General features: G+C 59.8%; 18 protein-coding genes. 13 read left to right on the plus strand and 5 right to left on the minus strand.

Features of this window, described 5'->3' with window-relative positions; all coding sequences use genetic code 11:
- The first annotated feature begins 86 nt into the window (after positions 1-86).
- The 13 genes from ffh (at position 87) to ung (ending at position 13,564) form a co-directional block, all read left to right on the plus strand.
- The gene (gene ffh / locus MLC70_RS06670; protein WP_248182441.1) at positions 87-1,475 is read left to right on the plus strand and encodes a signal recognition particle protein; all 1,389 of its coding nucleotides are present in this window, start codon (positions 87-89) and stop codon (positions 1,473-1,475) included.
- Positions 1,476-1,638: 163 nt separating this feature from the next.
- Complete coding sequence (gene rpsP / locus MLC70_RS06675; RefSeq protein ID WP_215983574.1) at positions 1,639-1,878, plus strand: 30S ribosomal protein S16; 240 nt, start codon at positions 1,639-1,641, stop codon at positions 1,876-1,878.
- 27 nt (positions 1,879-1,905) lie between these two features.
- Positions 1,906-2,433: a ribosome maturation factor RimM gene (gene rimM, locus MLC70_RS06680; protein WP_248182442.1), complete on the plus strand. Its 528-nt coding sequence runs from the start codon at positions 1,906-1,908 to the stop codon at positions 2,431-2,433.
- Positions 2,434-2,436: 3 nt separating this feature from the next.
- Positions 2,437-3,195: a tRNA (guanosine(37)-N1)-methyltransferase TrmD gene (gene trmD, locus MLC70_RS06685; RefSeq protein ID WP_248182443.1), complete on the plus strand. Its 759-nt coding sequence runs from the start codon at positions 2,437-2,439 to the stop codon at positions 3,193-3,195.
- A gap of 24 nt (positions 3,196-3,219) precedes the next feature.
- A complete protein-coding gene (gene rplS, locus MLC70_RS06690; protein ID WP_127330945.1) occupies positions 3,220-3,576 on the plus strand; it encodes a 50S ribosomal protein L19 in 357 nt (118 codons plus the stop codon).
- 109 nt (positions 3,577-3,685) lie between these two features.
- Entirely contained in the window at positions 3,686-4,618 is a 933-nt protein-coding gene (xerD, locus tag MLC70_RS06695; protein ID WP_248182444.1) for a site-specific tyrosine recombinase XerD, read from the plus strand.
- Positions 4,619-4,753: 135 nt separating this feature from the next.
- On the plus strand, positions 4,754-5,500 hold the full coding sequence (locus tag MLC70_RS06700) for a DsbC family protein (protein ID WP_248182445.1): 747 nt from the start codon (positions 4,754-4,756) through the stop codon (positions 5,498-5,500).
- Between the two features lie 102 nt (positions 5,501-5,602).
- Positions 5,603-6,904, plus strand: a complete 1,302-nt coding sequence (locus MLC70_RS06705; RefSeq protein WP_248182446.1) for a homoserine dehydrogenase — start codon at positions 5,603-5,605, stop codon at positions 6,902-6,904.
- An 11-nt stretch (positions 6,905-6,915) separates the two neighbouring features.
- Positions 6,916-8,316, plus strand: a complete 1,401-nt coding sequence (thrC, locus tag MLC70_RS06710) for a threonine synthase (protein WP_248182447.1) — start codon at positions 6,916-6,918, stop codon at positions 8,314-8,316.
- Positions 8,317-8,322: 6 nt separating this feature from the next.
- Positions 8,323-10,059: a single-stranded-DNA-specific exonuclease RecJ gene (gene recJ, locus MLC70_RS06715; protein WP_248182448.1), complete on the plus strand. Its 1,737-nt coding sequence runs from the start codon at positions 8,323-8,325 to the stop codon at positions 10,057-10,059.
- 72 nt (positions 10,060-10,131) lie between these two features.
- A protein-coding gene (gene prfB / locus MLC70_RS06720) for a peptide chain release factor 2 (protein WP_248182449.1) occupies positions 10,132-11,227 on the plus strand; the annotation gives its coding sequence in 2 pieces (ribosomal slippage) (positions 10,132-10,203 and positions 10,205-11,227; 1,095 coding nt in all).
- A gap of 54 nt (positions 11,228-11,281) precedes the next feature.
- Positions 11,282-12,814, plus strand: coding sequence for a lysine--tRNA ligase (gene lysS, locus MLC70_RS06725; protein WP_248182450.1), 1,533 nt, complete (start codon positions 11,282-11,284; stop codon positions 12,812-12,814).
- A gap of 3 nt (positions 12,815-12,817) precedes the next feature.
- Positions 12,818-13,564: a uracil-DNA glycosylase gene (gene ung / locus MLC70_RS06730; protein WP_248182451.1), complete on the plus strand. Its 747-nt coding sequence runs from the start codon at positions 12,818-12,820 to the stop codon at positions 13,562-13,564.
- On the opposite strand, the gene MLC70_RS06735 is transcribed toward ung, so the two are convergent.
- The 5 genes from MLC70_RS06735 to nadB form a co-directional block, all read right to left on the minus strand.
- Positions 13,558-14,391, minus strand: a complete 834-nt coding sequence (locus MLC70_RS06735) for an HDOD domain-containing protein (RefSeq protein ID WP_248182452.1) — start codon at positions 14,389-14,391, stop codon at positions 13,558-13,560. The two genes, ung and MLC70_RS06735, sit on opposite strands and share 7 nt — an antisense overlap.
- A 117-nt stretch (positions 14,392-14,508) precedes the next feature.
- Positions 14,509-15,498, minus strand: a complete 990-nt coding sequence (gene ygfZ / locus MLC70_RS06740) for a CAF17-like 4Fe-4S cluster assembly/insertion protein YgfZ (RefSeq protein ID WP_248182453.1) — start codon at positions 15,496-15,498, stop codon at positions 14,509-14,511.
- 14 nt (positions 15,499-15,512) lie between these two features.
- Complete coding sequence (locus MLC70_RS06745; protein WP_248182455.1) at positions 15,513-15,863, minus strand: hypothetical protein; 351 nt, start codon at positions 15,861-15,863, stop codon at positions 15,513-15,515.
- Positions 15,847-16,101 (minus strand): FAD assembly factor SdhE, encoded by a 255-nt coding sequence (locus MLC70_RS06750; protein ID WP_248182456.1) that lies wholly within the window; start codon positions 16,099-16,101, stop codon positions 15,847-15,849. Before MLC70_RS06750 ends, MLC70_RS06745 begins: the two co-directional genes overlap by 17 nt.
- A 45-nt stretch (positions 16,102-16,146) precedes the next feature.
- A complete protein-coding gene (gene nadB, locus MLC70_RS06755) occupies positions 16,147-17,751 on the minus strand; it encodes an L-aspartate oxidase (RefSeq protein WP_248182457.1) in 1,605 nt (534 codons plus the stop codon).
- Positions 17,752-17,760: the final 9 nt, after the last annotated feature.

Here is a 17,760-nt window from a genome sequence, read left to right on the forward strand (position 1 = left end):
ATGTCGCGATTATGCAACAGGAATCAAGGAGCCGGGGCGGCTCCTGGGTTCATGCACTCAATTTATCCGGGGTACGGAAGAGCCACATGTTTGAGAACCTTCAAGACCGACTTTCCGGCAGCTTGCGCAAGATTTCCGGTCAGGCGCGGCTTACCGACGACAATATAAAGGACACGCTGCGCGAGGTGCGCATGGCACTGCTGGAGGCGGATGTCGCCCTGCCGGTGGTCAAAGCCTTTATCGAAGGTGTCCGTGAGCGCGCCGTGGGCCAGGAAGTACAGCGCAGCCTGACGCCGGGCCAGGTGTTTGTGAAGGTTGTCCAGCAGGAGCTCGAGCGGGTCATGGGAGAGGGGAACGAATCCCTCAACCTGGCAGTGCAGCCCCCCGCGGTGATCATGATGGCGGGCCTGCAGGGTGCGGGTAAGACCACCACCGTCGCCAAGCTGTCGCGATTGCTGAAAGAGCGCCACAAAAAATCCGTCATGGTGGTTAGCGCCGATATTTATCGCCCGGCGGCGATCCGCCAGTTGGAAACGCTGGCCGGAGAGGTGGGCGTCGAGTTTTTCCCAAGCTCGGCGGACCAGGACCCGGTCGATATTGCCGAGGGCGCCATTGCAGCGGCCCGCAAGAAGCACATCGATGTGGTCATTCTCGATACCGCCGGTCGTTTGCATGTCGACGAGCAGATGATGGGCGAGATCGGTCGCCTGCATAAGGCGGTCAATCCGGTGGAGACCCTGTTTGTGGTTGACGCCATGACCGGCCAGGATGCTGCCAACACCGCCAAGGCGTTCAATGACGCGTTGCCGTTGACCGGCGTGGTGCTGACCAAGACGGACGGTGACGCCCGTGGCGGTGCTGCGCTGTCTGTCCGTCACATCACCGGTAAGCCCATCAAGTTCCTGGGGGTGGGTGAGAAGTCCGACGCACTGGAGCCGTTTTATCCTGACCGGGTTGCGTCGCGCATTCTCGGCATGGGCGATGTGCTGTCACTGATCGAGGAAGCCGAGCGCAAGCTGGATCAGAAGAAAGCTCAGAAGCTCACGACCAAGATCAAGAAGGGCAAGAGTTTTGATCTGGAGGACTTCCGCGACCAGTTGCAGCAGATGAAAAGTATGGGCGGCATCGCCGGATTGATGGACAAGCTGCCGGGCATGGGCCAGATGGCGCAGGTGGCGCAGAAACAGGTCAATGACAAGTCCATGGGGCAGATGGAAGCGATTATCTGCTCGATGACGCCCAAGGAGCGCCGCTATCCGGATGTGATCAACAATTCGCGCAAGCGCCGCATCGCCTCCGGTTCCGGTACCCAGATTCAGGATGTGAATCGTCTGCTCAAGCAGCACAAGCAGATGCAGAAAATGATGAAGAAATTCGGCAAGAAGGGCGGTATGGCCAACATGATGCGCGGCCTGGGTGGCATGATGCCTCCCGGTGGCGGAGGCGGTGGTATGCCGCCATTTGGTCGTATGTAGAAAGCCGTACACAGAAAACCGGGTTTCACTGAGTTTCCCTGTTTTCATCGGCGCTTTTTTAGCATAGAATAGCGCCCCTTTCGAGTATGGGTCTTCACGCCGGCCACTGTTTGGCCAGTGTGAATCGTACAAAGTTCGTACAACAGAACAGGATATTGGTTAAATGGTAACAATCCGTTTGGCTCGCGGCGGCTCCAAGAAGCGCCCGTTCTATCACCTGACAGTCACCGACAGCCGCAAATCCCGCGACGGTCGTTTTATTGAGCGTGTTGGTTTCTTCAACCCGATTGCCCGTGGTCAGGAAGAGCGTCTGCGTGTAGACCGTGATCGCGTTGAATTCTGGCTGGGCCAGGGTGCACAGACCAGCGATCGCGTTGCCCAGCTGCTTAAAGGCGCTGAGTAAGTTCGTATTTGTTCCGGGGTTCAAGGCATGACACAGCATTCGCAGGAAACTGTGATCGGCCGGATAACCTCGGTGTTTGGGGTCAAGGGATGGCTGAAAGTCTTCTCGTTCACCGACCCCAGGGAAGGAATTCTCAATTACCGCGACTGGACGCTGGATCTGGACGGTAAGCGAATTCCGGCCACGCTTGAGGAAGGTCGTCGCCAAGGGCAGGGGATCGTCGTCAGGCTCAAAGATATTAGTGATCGTGATGTCGCCCACCGATATTGTGGTGCGGAGATCAGAGTGCCAACCGCTGAGCTGCCGGCGCTGCCCGAAGGGGAGTACTACTGGCATCAGCTGGAAGGTCTCGACGTGTTTACCGTCGATGACGAGTGTCTGGGCGCGGTACATCATCTGATCGAAACAGGCTCCAACGATGTTCTGGTCGTGAAGTCCAGTGCGGCTTCCATCGACCAGCGCGAGCGGCTGATTCCTTACCTTCCGGACCAAGTGGTCCGGGACGTGGATCTGGCCTCCCGGCGCATGGTCGTAGACTGGGACCCGGAGTTCTGACGGGTGTGGATTGGCGCAGTCAGTCTGTTCCCGGAGATGTTCGGTGCGGTGACGGAGTTCGGTATTACCGGCAGGGCAGCACGTGATGGTCTTCTGACCTTCAAGAGCTGGAATCCCCGGGACTTTACCCACGATCGCCATCGTACAGTGGATGACCGGCCCTATGGCGGCGGCCCGGGCATGCTGATGAAAATTCAGCCGCTGCGGGATGCAATCCATGCGGCCCGGGAGTCGGCACCTGGCGAAGCCTGTGTGGTGTATCTCTCGCCGCAGGGCGAAACCCTGAACCAGTCGGTGGTTGAGTCGCTTGCGGCGCAAGAGCATCTGATTTTGGTGGCGGGGCGCTATGAGGGTGTCGATGAGCGCCTGATATCGGCGGAAGTCGATCGGGAAGTGTCGCTGGGGGACTTTGTTCTGTCTGGCGGCGAACTGGCAGCCATGGCTGTGATTGATGCGGTTACACGCCTCATCCCCGGAGCGCTGGGTCATGCGCAGTCGGCCGAACAGGACTCGTTCGCCGACGGTTTGCTGGATTGTCCGCACTACACTCGGCCCGAGGTTTACGAAGGTCAGGCGGTGCCGGATGTTTTGTTAGGCGGTCACCATGATCAGATCCGGCGTTGGCGGCTCAAGCAGTCGCTGAGGCGAACCCGGGAGCGACGCCCCGACCTGCTGGAACAGCGGGTGTTTACGGACGAAGAGCGTGAGCTGCTGGAAGAAATTTTGAACGAACCGGGTGCCTCTGAATCATCAGGGCATTAAAAGATTGGGTATCAGGAGCAAACGATGAGCGGCAAGAACAACATCATCAGTCAACTTGAAGCAGAACAGATGACCAAGGAAATCCCTGCGTTCGCGCCGGGTGATACCGTGGTTATCCAGGTTCGCGTAACTGAAGGCAACCGTGAGCGTCTGCAGGCGTTCGAAGGTGTTGTTATCGGTAAGCGTAACCGCGGCATGAACTCTTCCTTCACCGTGCGTAAGATTTCTTATGGCGTAGGTGTTGAGCGTACGTTCCAGACTCACTCCAAGCTGATCGATAGCATCAGCGTGAAGCGTCGCGGTGACGTGCGTCAGGCCAAGCTTTACTACTTGCGCGACCTGTCTGGTAAGGCAGCTCGTATCAAGGAAAAGCTGGGCTGATCAGCGTACGCTGGGCAGATAGCTTGAGAAAAAGGCAGCCACTGGCTGCCTTTTTCGCGTCTGGCTGTTATAAAACAGTGAATCGCTTATCCGATGTCCGGGTGTTCCCATGGTAGTGAAGCGCAGAATCCGCCCAGAGCTCCGGCCCGAAGACGAGGCCGTTATCAGCCGTTTCACCGATGCCATCTGGCTGGAGGACGGGCTGGGTGAGAAAACCCGTATGGCTTACCGCAGTGATCTTGAGCGTCTTGCGGCCTGGCTGGCGGAGCAGCCGGACCAGCCTCTGCTGACGGCTGTTCGTCGTCTCGATTTGCTCGCCTGGATCTCCCGCGGTCTGGCGGACGGTGCCAAGACGTCCACGGCGGCTCGTCGGCTGTCCGGGTTGCGCCGTTTTTACCGCTACCTTCTGCGCGAGGGGGTGGTGCGTGAAGACCCGACGCTGCAGATCGACAGCCCTCGCCTGCCCAGGCGGTTGCCCGACTCGCTGTCCGAGGAGGATGTGGATGCCTTGTTGGCGGAGCCTGATTTGGACAAGCCCATCGAGCTGCGAGACAAGGCCATGCTGGAAATCCTCTACGGCTGCGGTTTGCGAGTGTCGGAGCTGACGGAGTTACGGGTAGATCAGGTGAATTTGCGCCAGGGTGTGGTGCGCATCACCGGCAAGGGTGGCAAGGAGCGACTGGTGCCGCTCGGCGAGGAGGCCATCGACTGGCTGGTTCAGTATATGAAGCAAGGCCGGGGTGAGTTACTGAAGGGTCGGCCTTCTGACGCGCTGTTTCCGGGTAACCGACCGGTGGCGATGACGCGCCAGACGTTCTGGCACCGGATTCGCCATTACGCCCTGCGGGCCGGTATTCGCAAGCACCTGTCTCCGCATACGTTACGGCATGCTTTTGCAACGCACCTGTTGAATCACGGGGCGGATCTGCGGGTGGTGCAGATGTTGCTCGGCCACTCGGACCTCTCCACCACGCAAATCTATACCCACGTTGCCCGTCAGCGTTTACAGTCCCTGCATCAGGCTCATCATCCCCGTGGCTGAAATGGCCGCTTTCGGGTAAGGTTGGTAGCCCGGGTTCGGGGTCTGAACTTTGGCGGCGTCAGCGTGTCGCAATAGACTGTCACGGCGCACGGTCTGTTGGCCGGGTGCATTTGTTAACTGAGAGCGGAAGTCCCTATGTTTGCCAGAAATCTGATCAAATCCACACTGTCCATTCTGTTGCTGATGGCCGGTCTGATTGGCGTGCCCGCTGCCACTGCCGGTGAAACCGAGGATGCCATTGCGGAACGGCTGACCAAGGCCGTTCCGGGCCTCCGTATTTCGGAAGTGCGCGAGTCTGAGGCGCCGGGTCTGTACGAAGTCGAGAGCAACAACGGTGACACCATTTACACCACCAAAGACGGTGGCTACCTGCTGACCGGTGATCTTCTGCAGATTACCGAGAGCGGCATCGCCAACGTGTCCGAACGGAATCGCGCCGATCAGCGCAAAAAGCAGATGGCGGCGTTCGGCAACAAGGGCTTGATCAGCTTTCCTGCGGACGGCGAGGAAAAAGCGGAAATTGCCGTGTTCACCGATATCGACTGCCCCTACTGCCGGAAAATGCACGACGAGGTGCCGGAGCTGAACCGCTATGGTATCACCGTGCACTACTATGGTTTTCCGCGTTCCGGTCCCAACACCTCATCGTTCAACAAATACGTCTCGGTATGGTGCAATGAGGATCAGCGGGGAGCCATGGACGACGCCAAGGCGGGCAAGAGGATTGAGGGCGCCAGCTGCGACAACCCGGTGCGTGAGCAGTATAATCTCGGCGGCCAGGTAGGTGTCACCGGCACCCCGGCCATCGTCCTGGAGGACGGTAATATGGTGCGTGGTTACGTTCCGGCGAAGCAACTGGCCGAGGGCCTCGGTCTCCTGTAATTCGGGGCTTATTCAGTGTGCTCTTAACCGGTATACTATCGCCCCTTGAAACAAGCCCAAGAAAACCCATCAGCACCCCCAAGCGGGACCAGAGGTGAAAGTTTGAAAGACGTCAGTGTCGGAATCTGCGGATTGGGAACCGTCGGCGGCGGTACGTTCAACGTGCTGACCCGCAATGCCACGCTCATTGCCGGCCGGGCCGGCTGCAACATCCGGATCAGCCGGGTTGCCAGTCGAACCCGTCGTGATGATATCGATCTGGGCGACACGCCGTTCAGTACCGACATTTTTGACGTGGTCAACGATCCCGCCATTGACGTCGTGGTGGAGCTGATTGGTGGGTATGAAACCGCTCGCGAACTGGTGCTTGCCGCCATTCGCAACGGTAAGCACGTGGTGACGGCCAACAAGGCACTGATCGCGGTGCACGGTAACGAGATATTCGACGCCGCCGAGAAAGCAGGTGTTATTGTCGCCTACGAAGCCGGTGTGGCCGGTGGCATCCCGGTGATCAAGGCGGTGCGCGAGGGCATGGCCGCCAACCGTATTGACTGGATCGCCGGGATTATCAATGGCACCGGCAACTACATCCTCACCGAAATGCGCGCCGGCCGCGAATTCGCCGAGGTGCTGAAGGAGGCCCAGGACCTGGGCTACGCCGAGGCAGACCCCACCTTCGATGTGGAAGGCATTGACGCTGCACACAAGCTGACCATTCTGGCGTCAGCAGGTTTCGGCGTGCCGCTGCAGTTCGAGAAAGCTTACACTGAGGGGATTTCACAGATCACACCCTACGATATTGCCCATGCTGAACTGCTGGGCTATCGCATCAAGCACCTGGGCATCGCCCGGCGTCGTGACGATGGCATCGAGTTGCGGGTCCATCCCACTCTGGTGCCGCGAAGCCACCTGATCGCTCAGGTAGACGGCGTTCTCAACGCGGTACTGGTGGACGGCGATGCTGTCGGCCAGACCATGTACTACGGGCCGGGCGCCGGCGACGAGGCTACCGCGTCCGCGGTGATTGCCGATATTGTTGATGTGGCCCGTACCGTGGCTGCCCAGAGCAGCCAGCGGGTGCCGTATCTCGGCTTCGATCCGTCAGCGCTGGAAAATCTTGACGTGCTGTCCATGGAAGACGTGCAGTCTGCCTACTACCTGCGTATCACCGCGCTGGATCGTCCCGGTGTGCTGGCCAAGGTGGCGTCCATCCTGAGCGAGCATGGCATCAACATCGAATCGATCATGCAGAAAGAGTCGGAGCTGAAAGACGGCCGCATCCCGGTCATTATCCTGACTCATACGGTTCAGGAGCGGCAGATCAACCGCGCCATTGAGGAACTGGAAGCACTGACCGACATCGACGGTCAGGTGGTACGCATCCGCGCTGAAAACTTTAACTGACAGGTACGCACGTGAGATACATCAGTACACGGGGCGAAGCACCCGCACTGGGCTTTGAAGAGGTTCTGCTGACGGGGCTGGCGACCGATGGCGGCCTGTATGTGCCGGAGTCGCTGCCGCATTTCAGTCTGGAAGAAATTCGCAGCTGGCGTGGCTTGTCCTACAGCGAACTGGCGTTCAATGTCATGTACCCGTTTGTGGACGACGCCATCCCCGCCGATGATTTCCGCACGATGCTGGACGAAACCTACAGCGTGTTTGCCCATCAGGCAGTGGCGCCGCTGGTTCAGCTCGACAGCAACGAATGGGTTATGGAACTGTTCCGCGGCCCGACCCTGGCGTTCAAGGATTTTGCGCTGCAGCTGCTGGGTCGTCTGCTGGACTACGTGCTGGAAAAGCGCCAGCAACACGTGGTCATCATGGGGGCGACGTCCGGCGACACCGGCTCCGCCGCGATCGAGGGCTGCCGTCGTTGTGAACACGTAGACATCTTCATTCTTCACCCCCACGAGCGGGTGTCCGAGGTGCAGCGTCGCCAGATGACCACGGTCAAGGGTGACAACATCCATAACATCGCGGTGCGCGGCAATTTTGACGACTGCCAGCGCATGGTCAAAGAGAGCTTCGGCAACCAGTCGTTCCTCGGTGGCAAGACCCAGTTGGCGGCGGTGAACTCCATCAACTGGGCGCGGATCATGGCCCAGATCGTCTATTACTTTCAGGCGTCACTGGCGCTGGGTGGGCCAGATCGCAGCATGGCGTTCTCGGTTCCGACAGGCAATTTCGGTGACATTTTTGCCGGCTATCTCGCCAGGAAAATGGGGCTGCCGATTTCCCAGCTGGTGATCGCCACCAACCGCAATGACATTCTTCATCGCTTCATGAGTGGCAACAAATACGAGCAGCACCAGCTTGAGCAAACCCTGTCGCCGAGCATGGACATCATGGTGTCGAGCAATTTCGAGCGCCTGCTTTTCGATCTGCACGGCCGCGATGGCGCTGCTGTCAAGCTGTTGCTGGAGAACGCCACCAAGGGCCCGGTCAGCATCGAAGACTATCGCTGGCGTCATGCCCGCAAGCTGTTTGACAGTGATGCGGTGGACGACAAGGCCACTTGCGATACCATTCGCGAGATCTTTGATCGCAACGAATACCTGCTTGACCCTCACACCGCCATCGGTGTGCGCGCAGCGCGCAACTGCCGCCGTGACCAGGCCGTGCCGATGATCACCCTCGGCACCGCACATCCGGCCAAGTTCCCGGATGCCATTGCCGAATCCGGACTGAGCGTGACGCCCGAATTGCCGGCCCACATGGCGGACCTGTTCGAGCGGGAAGAGCGCTACACGGTGTTGGACAACAACATCGCGGGTGTTCAGGAATTCATCGCCAAGAACTGGAAGAATACCTGACCCGGTATGACCCCCAAAAAGATCCTGCGTCGCCCCCAGCCTGAGCTTCTTAACGGCTGGGGGCAAAACCTGCCTCCGCTGCTTCGCCGGCTCTACGCTGCTCGGGGCGTCATCTCTGACGATCAGCTCAGCTACACCTTGAAGCACCTGGCTTCGCCGCTGGCGTTGCGTGGTATTGATCGCGCGGTCGAACTGCTGGCGCAAGCCATTGCCGGCCAGCAACGGGTCATGATTCTGGGCGATTTCGACGCGGACGGTGCCACCAGCACCGCGGTCGCCATGCTCGGGCTGTCGATGCTTGGCCTGAAAAGCATTGATTTCCGCGTGCCGAGCCGGTTCTCCGACGGCTACGGTCTGACGCCGGGCATCATCCATCGTCTGCAGGACGAAGGCGAACTGCCCGATCTGATGGTGACGGTGGATAACGGCATTGCCGCCGTGGAAGGTGTTCGCGCGGCGAAAGAGCTTGGCATTCGTGTGGTGGTTACTGATCACCACCTGGCGGGCGACACGCTGCCGGAGGCAGACGCCATCGTGAACCCCAACCAGCCGGGCTGCCCGTTCCTCAGCAAACATGCCGCCGGCGTTGGCGTGATGTTCTATGTGCTGACTGCCCTGCGCAAGCATCTGCGAGAGCAGGGCAGGTTGCCGGAACCGCAGCCTAACCTCGGTACACTGCTGGATCTGGTGGCGTTGGGGACCGTGGCCGACGTAGTGCCGCTGGATCACAACAACCGTATTTTTGTTGAGCAGGGGCTGCGCCGCATACGTCAGGGCGAAGCCCGCCCCGGTATTCTGGCACTGCTGGAAGTAGCGGGGCGCGATCACACGGCCATCAGCTCTACCGACCTGGGATTCGTGGTGGGGCCGCGCCTCAACGCCGCCGGCCGATTGGACGACATGAGCATCGGCATTGCCTGCCTGCTGGCCGACAGCCCGGATGAGGCGCGCCGTCTGGCGGCAGAACTGGACAGCTTTAACCGCGAACGCCGCACCATCGAAAAGGACATGAAAGCTCAGGCCCAGGATCTGCTGGCCTCCATGTCCCTGGATCTGGAGGGCCTGCCCTGGGGCCTCGCGCTGTTTGATCCCGACTGGCATCAGGGCGTGATCGGTATTCTCGCCGCCCGCATCCGCGAACAGACCCATCGCCCGACGGTAGCGTTTGCTGCCGATGACAACGGTAAAGACATAAAAGGCTCGGCCCGCTCCATCCCCGGACTGCATATCCGTGACGCACTCGCGGTGGTGGATGCCAGGCATCCCGGCCTGATGAAAAAATTCGGTGGCCACGCCATGGCCGCTGGCATGACGCTGGCCCGGGCAGACCTGGATACCTTCTGCGAAGCCTTCGACAAAGCCGTACGGGATACCCTTACCGCGGAAGACCTGGAAGCCGCCATCGTCACCGACGGTCCGCTGACCAGCCAGGAGCTGAACCTCGACACCGCCACCCTGCTCAAGCGTGCGGGCCCCTGGGGACAACATTTCCCGGAGCCACTGTTCGATGGCGAATTCCGTGTGGTCAGCCAGCGCATCGTGGGTGAAAACCACCTGAAACTGGTGCTCCAGCCCGTGGACGGCAACGGCATCGTCGATGCCATCGCCTTTAATACCGGTCCCGAAGTGCCGGACTACACCAGAACCGGGGCCAGAGTGGTTTACAAGCCGGACTCGAATACGTTCAGAGGTCGAACCAACCTGCAGCTGCTGGTAGATTATCTGGAACCGCTGACCTGCTGATTTACCCACAGAATTCCGGTAGAATTCCGCCTCTGTTTTTACTCTCCATTTTCAAGAGCGAGTAAGGGTTTCATGGAAATTAATCCCATTGTGACGAAGATTAAAGACCTTCGTGAGCGCACTGAAGCGCTCAGGGGGTATCTTTGACTACGATCAGCGCAGTGAACGACTGGTCGAAGTAGAACGGGAACTGGAAATGCCCAAGGTGTGGGACGATCCCGAGCGCGCCCAGGCCCTGGGCAAAGAGCGTTCGGACCTTGAGCTGATTGTGCGCACCATCGACAACCTCACCTCCGGTCTCGAAGACGCCGATGGGCTGCTGGAGATTGCCGCCGAGGAAGAGGACGAGGGCACCGTGGCGGAAATTGAAGCCGACCTGGAAGGCCTCGACAAGGAACTGGAAAAGCTCGAGTTCCGCCGCATGTTCTCTGGAGAGATGGACGCCAACAACGCCTACCTGGACATCCAGGCCGGCTCCGGCGGCACCGAAGCCCAGGACTGGGGCAACATGCTGCTGCGCATGTACCTGCGCTGGGCAGAGCGTCGCGGATTCAAGGCTGAAATTGTCGAATTACAGGAAGGGGAAGTGGCCGGTATCAAGAGCGCCACGGTCCACATTCAGGGCGACTATGCCTACGGCTGGCTGCGGACCGAGACCGGTGTTCACCGTCTGGTACGGAAGTCTCCGTTCGATTCCGGCAACCGCCGCCACACCTCGTTCTCATCGGTCTTTGTATCGCCGGAAGTGGACGACAGCTTCGTAATCGAAATCAACCCGTCTGACCTGCGGGTGGATGTTTACCGGGCCTCCGGCGCCGGCGGTCAGCACGTCAACCGGACCGAGTCCGCGGTGCGGCTGACCCACAACCCCACGGGTATCGTGGTGGCCTGTCAGGCTGGCCGAAGCCAGCACCAGAACAAAGACCAGGCCATGAAGCAGCTGAAAGCCAAGCTGTTTGAGCGCGAGATGCAGGAGCGCAATGCGGAGAAACAGAAAGCCGAGGACGCCAAGGCCGATATCGGATGGGGCAGCCAGATTCGTTCCTACGTGCTGGACGACAGCCGCATCAAGGACTTGCGCACCAAGGTGGAGACCAGCAATACCCAGTCGGTGCTGGATGGTGATATCGACAAGTTCATCGAAGCCAGCCTGAAGATGGCGCTGTAACCTGGCGCCTTCGCCACGCTAACCCGGACAATTCGCGATTTTTAGTGAGCCAACATGACTGAACAAACCCAGAACGCACTGCACGAGGACAACAAGCTCATTGCCGAGCGTCGCGCCAAGCTGTCAGAGATGCGCGAGCAGGGCAATGCCTTCCCCAATGACTTCCGTCGCGACGCCACCGCTGCCGAGCTGCAGGCCAAATACGGTGACAAAAGCAAGGAAGAGCTTGAGTCCCTCGGCATCACCGTGGCCATTGCCGGCCGCATGATGCTCGATCGCAAAGCGTTCAAGGAGGTTCAGGACATGACCGGCCGCATTCAGATCTACGCGCCGAAAGAGGTCCAGAAAGACACCAAACACTGGGATCTGGGCGATATTGTTGGCGTGCGCGGTATTCTGTGCAAATCCGGAAAGGGCGATCTGTATGTGAGCATGGACGAGTACACCCTGCTTACCAAATCCCTGCGGCCGTTGCCGGAAAAGCACAAGGGCCTGACCGATACCGAAGCCCGTTACCGCCATCGCTACGTCGATCTGATGGTCAACGAGGACAGCCGCCGGGTGTTTTACGCGCGCTCGAAGATCATCAGCGTGATGCGCCAGTACTTCACCGAACGGGATTTCATGGAAGTGGAAACACCGATGTTGCAGGTGATCCCCGGTGGCGCGACGGCAAGACCCTTCGTGACCCATCACAACGCCCTGGGCATCGACATGTACCTGCGGATCGCGCCGGAGCTGTTCCTCAAGCGCTTGGTGGTGGGTGGTTTTGAGCGGGTGTTCGAGATCAACCGCAACTTCCGTAATGAAGGGCTTTCCACCCGTCACAATCCGGAATTCACCATGGTGGAGTTCTATCAGGCGTACGCAGACTACAACGACCTGATGGACCTGACCGAGGATATGTTGCGGACCATCGCCCAGAAAGTGCTGGGTACCACCACCGTGGTGAACACCCGCACCCTCAAGGACGGCGAAGAAGAGGCCGTCGAGTACGATTTCGGCAAGCCGTTCGAGCGCCTGACCGTGGTTGATGCCATCCTGCGTCACAACCCGGACGTGACGGCGGAACAGATCGCAGATGAAGCAGGTGCGCGCCAGGTAGCGAAAGACCTGGGCATTCACATCAAGAATGGCTGGGGCCTGGGCAAGGTGCAGATCGAGATCTTCGAAGCCACGGCGGAGCATCGTCTGGTACAGCCAACCTTTATTACCGACTACCCGAAAGAAGTGTCGCCACTGGCCCGCTGCAAGGATAACGATCTGTTCGTTACCGAGCGTTTTGAATTCTTTGTCGGTGGACGCGAGATCGCCAACGGCTTCTCGGAGCTGAACGACGCCGAAGATCAGGCCGAACGCTTCCAGGCCCAGGTGGCCGAGAAAGACGCCGGCGACGACGAGGCCATGTTTTACGACGAAGACTACGTCATGGCGCTGGAGTATGGCCTGCCGCCCACCGCCGGTGAAGGCATCGGCATTGACCGCCTGGCGATGCTGCTGACCAATTCTCAGTCCATTCGCGACGTCATCCTGTTCCCGGCCATGCGTCCGGAACACAAGGCAGACGCCCGCAAAGACGAGGGCTGATCCATGGCCCCGGTTGAGGTGCTGGCCAGTCAGCTCAGGCCCGACCGCGGCTGGAGCGAGCATCTCGAAGCGGAGTTCCGCCAGCCCTATATGCAGGCGCTGGCGGATTTCCTGGCCGCCGAGGAACAGGCCGGTAAAACCCTGTTCCCGGCCAGCCACCACTGTTTTAATGCCCTGAACAGCACACCGCTGGACCAGGTCCGCGTCGTGATCCTGGGGCAGGACCCCTACCACGGCCCCGGTCAGGCTCACGGCCTGTGTTTCTCCGTCCGCCCGGACGTCCCGCCGCCGCCGTCACTGGTGAATATCTTCAAGGAAATTCGCGAGGACCTGGGCATCGAGCCGCCGGACCATGGCTGCCTGCAACCCTGGGCAGAGCAAGGCGTGTTGCTGCTCAACAGCGTACTGACCGTGGTGCAGGGGCAGGCCGGTGCCCATCAGGGCAAAGGCTGGGAAACGTTTACCGACAGGGTGATTGAAACCGTCAACCGGGAACGGCAGGGGGTGGTGTTTTTGCTCTGGGGCAGCTACGCCAAAAAGAAAGGCCAGCACATTGACCGTAGCCGTCATCATGTTCTGGAAGGCCCGCACCCGTCACCGCTGAGCGCTTACCGGGGGTTTTTCGGTTGTAAGCATTTTTCTCGGGCCAATGACTGGCTCAGGCAAGAGGGGCTGGAGCCTGTAGATTGGTCACTGCCAACCCGGTCTGAGTTATTCGGGCGCTATAAGCCTACTCCGAAAAGTTACTGAAGCAACGCCATAGCCGCTTCCATCTGAGCGTTCAGATCCTCTTCCTCATTCATGTTGGTGTCCGGATCAATACCCAGCCGCCCGAATGCCGTCACGGTATGCCAATCCATCTCCGTCCACGGATGCGCCGAGCCGGCCACCAGTTGCAGGTTGGCCACCATCACCAGGTCAGCGAAATCCGCAGCCGGAACTTCACGCTGGAAACTGGCGTACTCCAGCGGTACGTTCTGGAGCTCCTTCGGGAAATCCCACTTCTTCAGGATTGCCGCACCCAGGCGTGGGTGCAGCTCATCCACCACGTTGTCCAGCATGATGCTGCTGATCTGAATGTCCTGATCTTCCACATAGCGCAGGATCGGTAACACGCCGATCAGGTGAACCAGCCCGGCGAGCGTGGCCTGATCGGGTTTCAACCGGGTGTAATGCTGGGCCAGCACGTGGCACACACCAGCCACTTCTGTGCTGGTCTGCCAGGTGGCCCGCAGGCGCTTGTCGATCATGTCGGAGGTGGCCTGGAACATCTGCTCCATCGCCAGCCCCATGGCCAGGTTGCTGGTGTAGGCCATGCCCAGCCGGCTCACCGCCATATTGAGGTTCTCAATAGCTCGGCTCCCGCGGAACAGGGGGCTGTTGCACACGCGAATGATGCGGGCAGAGAGTGCGGTATCGTTGCTGATCACTTTGACCAGATCCATAATCGCCGAGTCCTCGGACTCGGCGATCTCCCGCACCTGCAGGGCAACTTCCGGCAGCGTGGGAAGCACCAGCTTGTCGTTGTCGATCGCACTGATCAGATCATTCTTGATGGTTTCAACAATATTCGACATGGTCAGTTGAGGTCCGTCGTTTGGAATCCAGCTGTCCGTCCGGAGGCCGGGCGGGCACGAAAATAGTCAGATATATGAAGTACCTTATAGCAAAAACCCGACCGCTTGCCTGTCAACTTATGTATCTGATTTGTTTGCGGCGTTCTGCTCCGGCACCGGGTAGGGCAGTCCGAGACGGCGCAGGGAGGGCCCCGAGGTGGATTCAAGGTGAAGAGACCCCTCGGCGGCATCGTGGCGAATCACCGCAAGACATTGCGCGGAGTCGTCTGCAAGAACTACGCTGCTGATCACTTCGCCCACCGACTTGCCGTCAGCAAGGACAGCCGTTCCGGGCGCGGGTGGGGTTTCCAGGCCTTCAGCTGAAAAACGGAACAGGCTTTTTTTCAACTGACCGAGAAAGTGCATGCGGGCAATAACCTCCTGCCCGGTGTAACAGCCCTTCTTGAAGTGAACGCCGCCCACGTGTTGCCAGTTGAGCATTTGCGGAACATAGGTTTCCAGAGTGTCCGGGGTCAACGTGGGGATGCCGGCGGCAATTTCAGCGGCGCGCCAGTTGACAGGCGAAGTCTGCTGCTCGGTGGACAGCTGGGCAATGGCAGGGTCAGCCGGCTGCCAGAGCTCGTAACGTAGCAGCCCTTCGGCGGTGTCCTCGGTGCGGATCAGGTGCTCGGCATCAAGCGTCAGGCTGGCACCGGGTTGGTCCAGCTCGCTGATCCGGTCCGGGCAGAGCTGCTCGGCGAGCCCGTGCCCCATAATGCCAAGGATGCGGGCGTCGTCGAGCACCCGCATCTCGGTGCCACGGAACAGCATCAGATACTTGCGCAGCTGGGCACTGATGGTGTCGACGAGAACGTCCGGTACTGCCATCAGGACGTCGTCGCCATCGCGCACCAGTCTGGTCAGGCAGTAGGCCCGACCTTTCGGGGTGCAGGCGGCGGCCCGGGGAGAGAAGGTCGCGGTGACGTCCGCCAGATTCTGGCTGAACTGTCCCTGCAGGAACTTGTCCGTGCCGGGGCCGGAGATGCGGATCAGTCGTTGATCGTCCGCAACGGCCCAGGCCGAGACTGGCAGCGGCTGACTCGCGACCTGGCTGGTTGAGTCTGTCATAAAACACTCCCGGTTCAGGTGGTGCTGGCGGGTGTACGTCTGGTCTGGCCCAGCCGTAGCCACATCCGCAGGCGACGGAATTCGTCACTGGCGACATTGCGGAAATGGGGGCCAAAGTCGACCAGAACCACCAGATGTGACTGGGATCTGGCGTCCCGACTACGAATTTTCAAGAGGGTGAGGTGCCTGCCGATGCGACTTTCATTGGCAACGGACACCGGCTTTGGCTCTCCGGCCCGGACGCCGGCATATAACTGACCCTGTTCGACCTTCAGCCGGGTGACCGCATTGCAGGCGCACAAGATCCGTGAGAACCAGGGGCTGGCACTTTCGGGCCGGAGGCGCAGGTCAATCCGGCTGGACACGATTGACGATCATATCCACGATGCGCTGAAGATCCGGGTCTTCAGGACGGCTGCGTTGCATGAACCACTCGAACATGTCGGTGTCTTCGCAAGTCAGCAGCTTTTCATAGCGAGCCTGATCGTCCGCGGGTAGATCGCGATAGACCTCCTCCACGAAAGGAACCAACAGTACATCCAGTTCCAGCATTCCCCGGCGGCTATGCCACCACAGGCGTTTGTACTCGGTGTTTTCAGACATTCGGCTTCTCGTTTCAGTCGGCGATTGTGACACGGATCGGCTGTGTCAGGGTGATGGTGTTCTGTAGGTTGTGGGGAACAGCACCGTGTCCTGGGGCTCATTCTGCAATCCGGGGAAGTCCAGTGTGTAATGAAGCCCACGGCTCTCACTACGCTGGAGGGCGGAGCAGATGATCAGGTCCGATACCGTCACCAGGTTGCGGAGCTCAAGGAGGTCATTGGTGACCCGGTAGTTGCTGTAGAACTCGCCAATCTCCCGCGACAGCAGATCCACCCGGTGTTTGGCCCGCTGCAAGCGCTTGGTGGTACGCACGATACCTACGTAATCCCACATGAAATGGCGCAGTTCGTCCCAGTTGTGGGAGATTACCACGTCTTCGTCAGAATCCCGCACCTGACTTTCGTCCCAGTCCGGCACGGGGGGCGGAGGTGGAATGTCAGCTTCGCGGCGGGCAATGTCCGCGGCGGCTGCCTGGCCGTATACCAGGCATTCCAGCAGGGAGTTGCTGGCCATGCGATTGGCGCCGTGCAGGCCGGTGAATGCCGCTTCTCCGACCGCATATAACTGATTGATGTCGGTGCGGGCGCGTTCGTCACTGACGATGCCGCCACAGGTGTAGTGTGCCGCCGGTACCACGGGAATCGGTTCGCGGGTGACATCAATGCCGAATTCCAGGCACTTCTCAAAGATGGTCGGAAAGTGATGCTTGATGAAGTCGGCGGGTTTGTGGCTGATGTCCAGGTACAGGTGGTCTGCACCGAGGCGTTTCATTTCATGGTCAATGGCGCGGGCCACGATGTCCCGCGGCGCCAACTCGCCGCGTTTGTCGAATCGGTCCATGAAGCGGGTGCCGTCGGGCAGCCTCAGAACCCCGCCTTCACCCCGCACGGCCTCGGTGATCAGGAACGACTTGGCATGGGGATGATACAGACAGGTCGGATGGAACTGGTTGAATTCCATGTTGGCGACCCGGCACCCGGCCCGCCACGCCATGGCAATGCCATCGCCGGAAGCGCCGTCAGGGTTCGTGGTGTAGCGATAGGCCTTGCTGGCGCCCCCGGTAGCGACTACCGTAAACCGCGCGCGCACCAGCTCCACGTGGTTGTCTGTCAGATTCAGAATGTAGGCGCCCACGCAACGATTGCCCGGCAATGAGAGTTTGCGGTTGGTGATGAGATCCACCGCCACGCGACCGGAAAACAGAGTAATGTTGGCTTTCGCCTGGGCCTGGGCCGCCAGTGTGGTGGACACCGCGTGGCCGGTTGCATCCGCGGCGTGAATGATGCGCCGGTGGCTGTGACCGCCCTCCCGGGTCAGATGGTATTGGGCGTGTTCGTCACGGGTGAAATCGACCCCGGAATCGATCAGCCAGTTGATGCTTTTCTTGCCATTTTCGACGGTGAATCTCACCGCGTCTTCGTGGCACAGTCCGGCGCCGGCGTCCAGCGTGTCCCGGATGTGGTTTTCCAGGGAATCCTCGTCGTCGAGCACCGCGGCAATGCCGCCCTGTGCCCAAAGGGTAGCACCACTGCTGATGTCGGCCTTGCTGACTACGCAGACACTGAGGTGCTCCGGCAGATTGAGTGCAACCGTCAGGCCGGCAGCGCCGCTGCCGATGATCAGAACATCGAATTCGTGAGACTGTGGCATTGGGTCGTT

It is taken from the genome of Marinobacter goseongensis (genome assembly GCF_023156235.1).
In the GTDB taxonomy this organism is placed as follows: Bacteria; Pseudomonadota; Gammaproteobacteria; order Pseudomonadales; family Oleiphilaceae; genus Marinobacter; species Marinobacter goseongensis.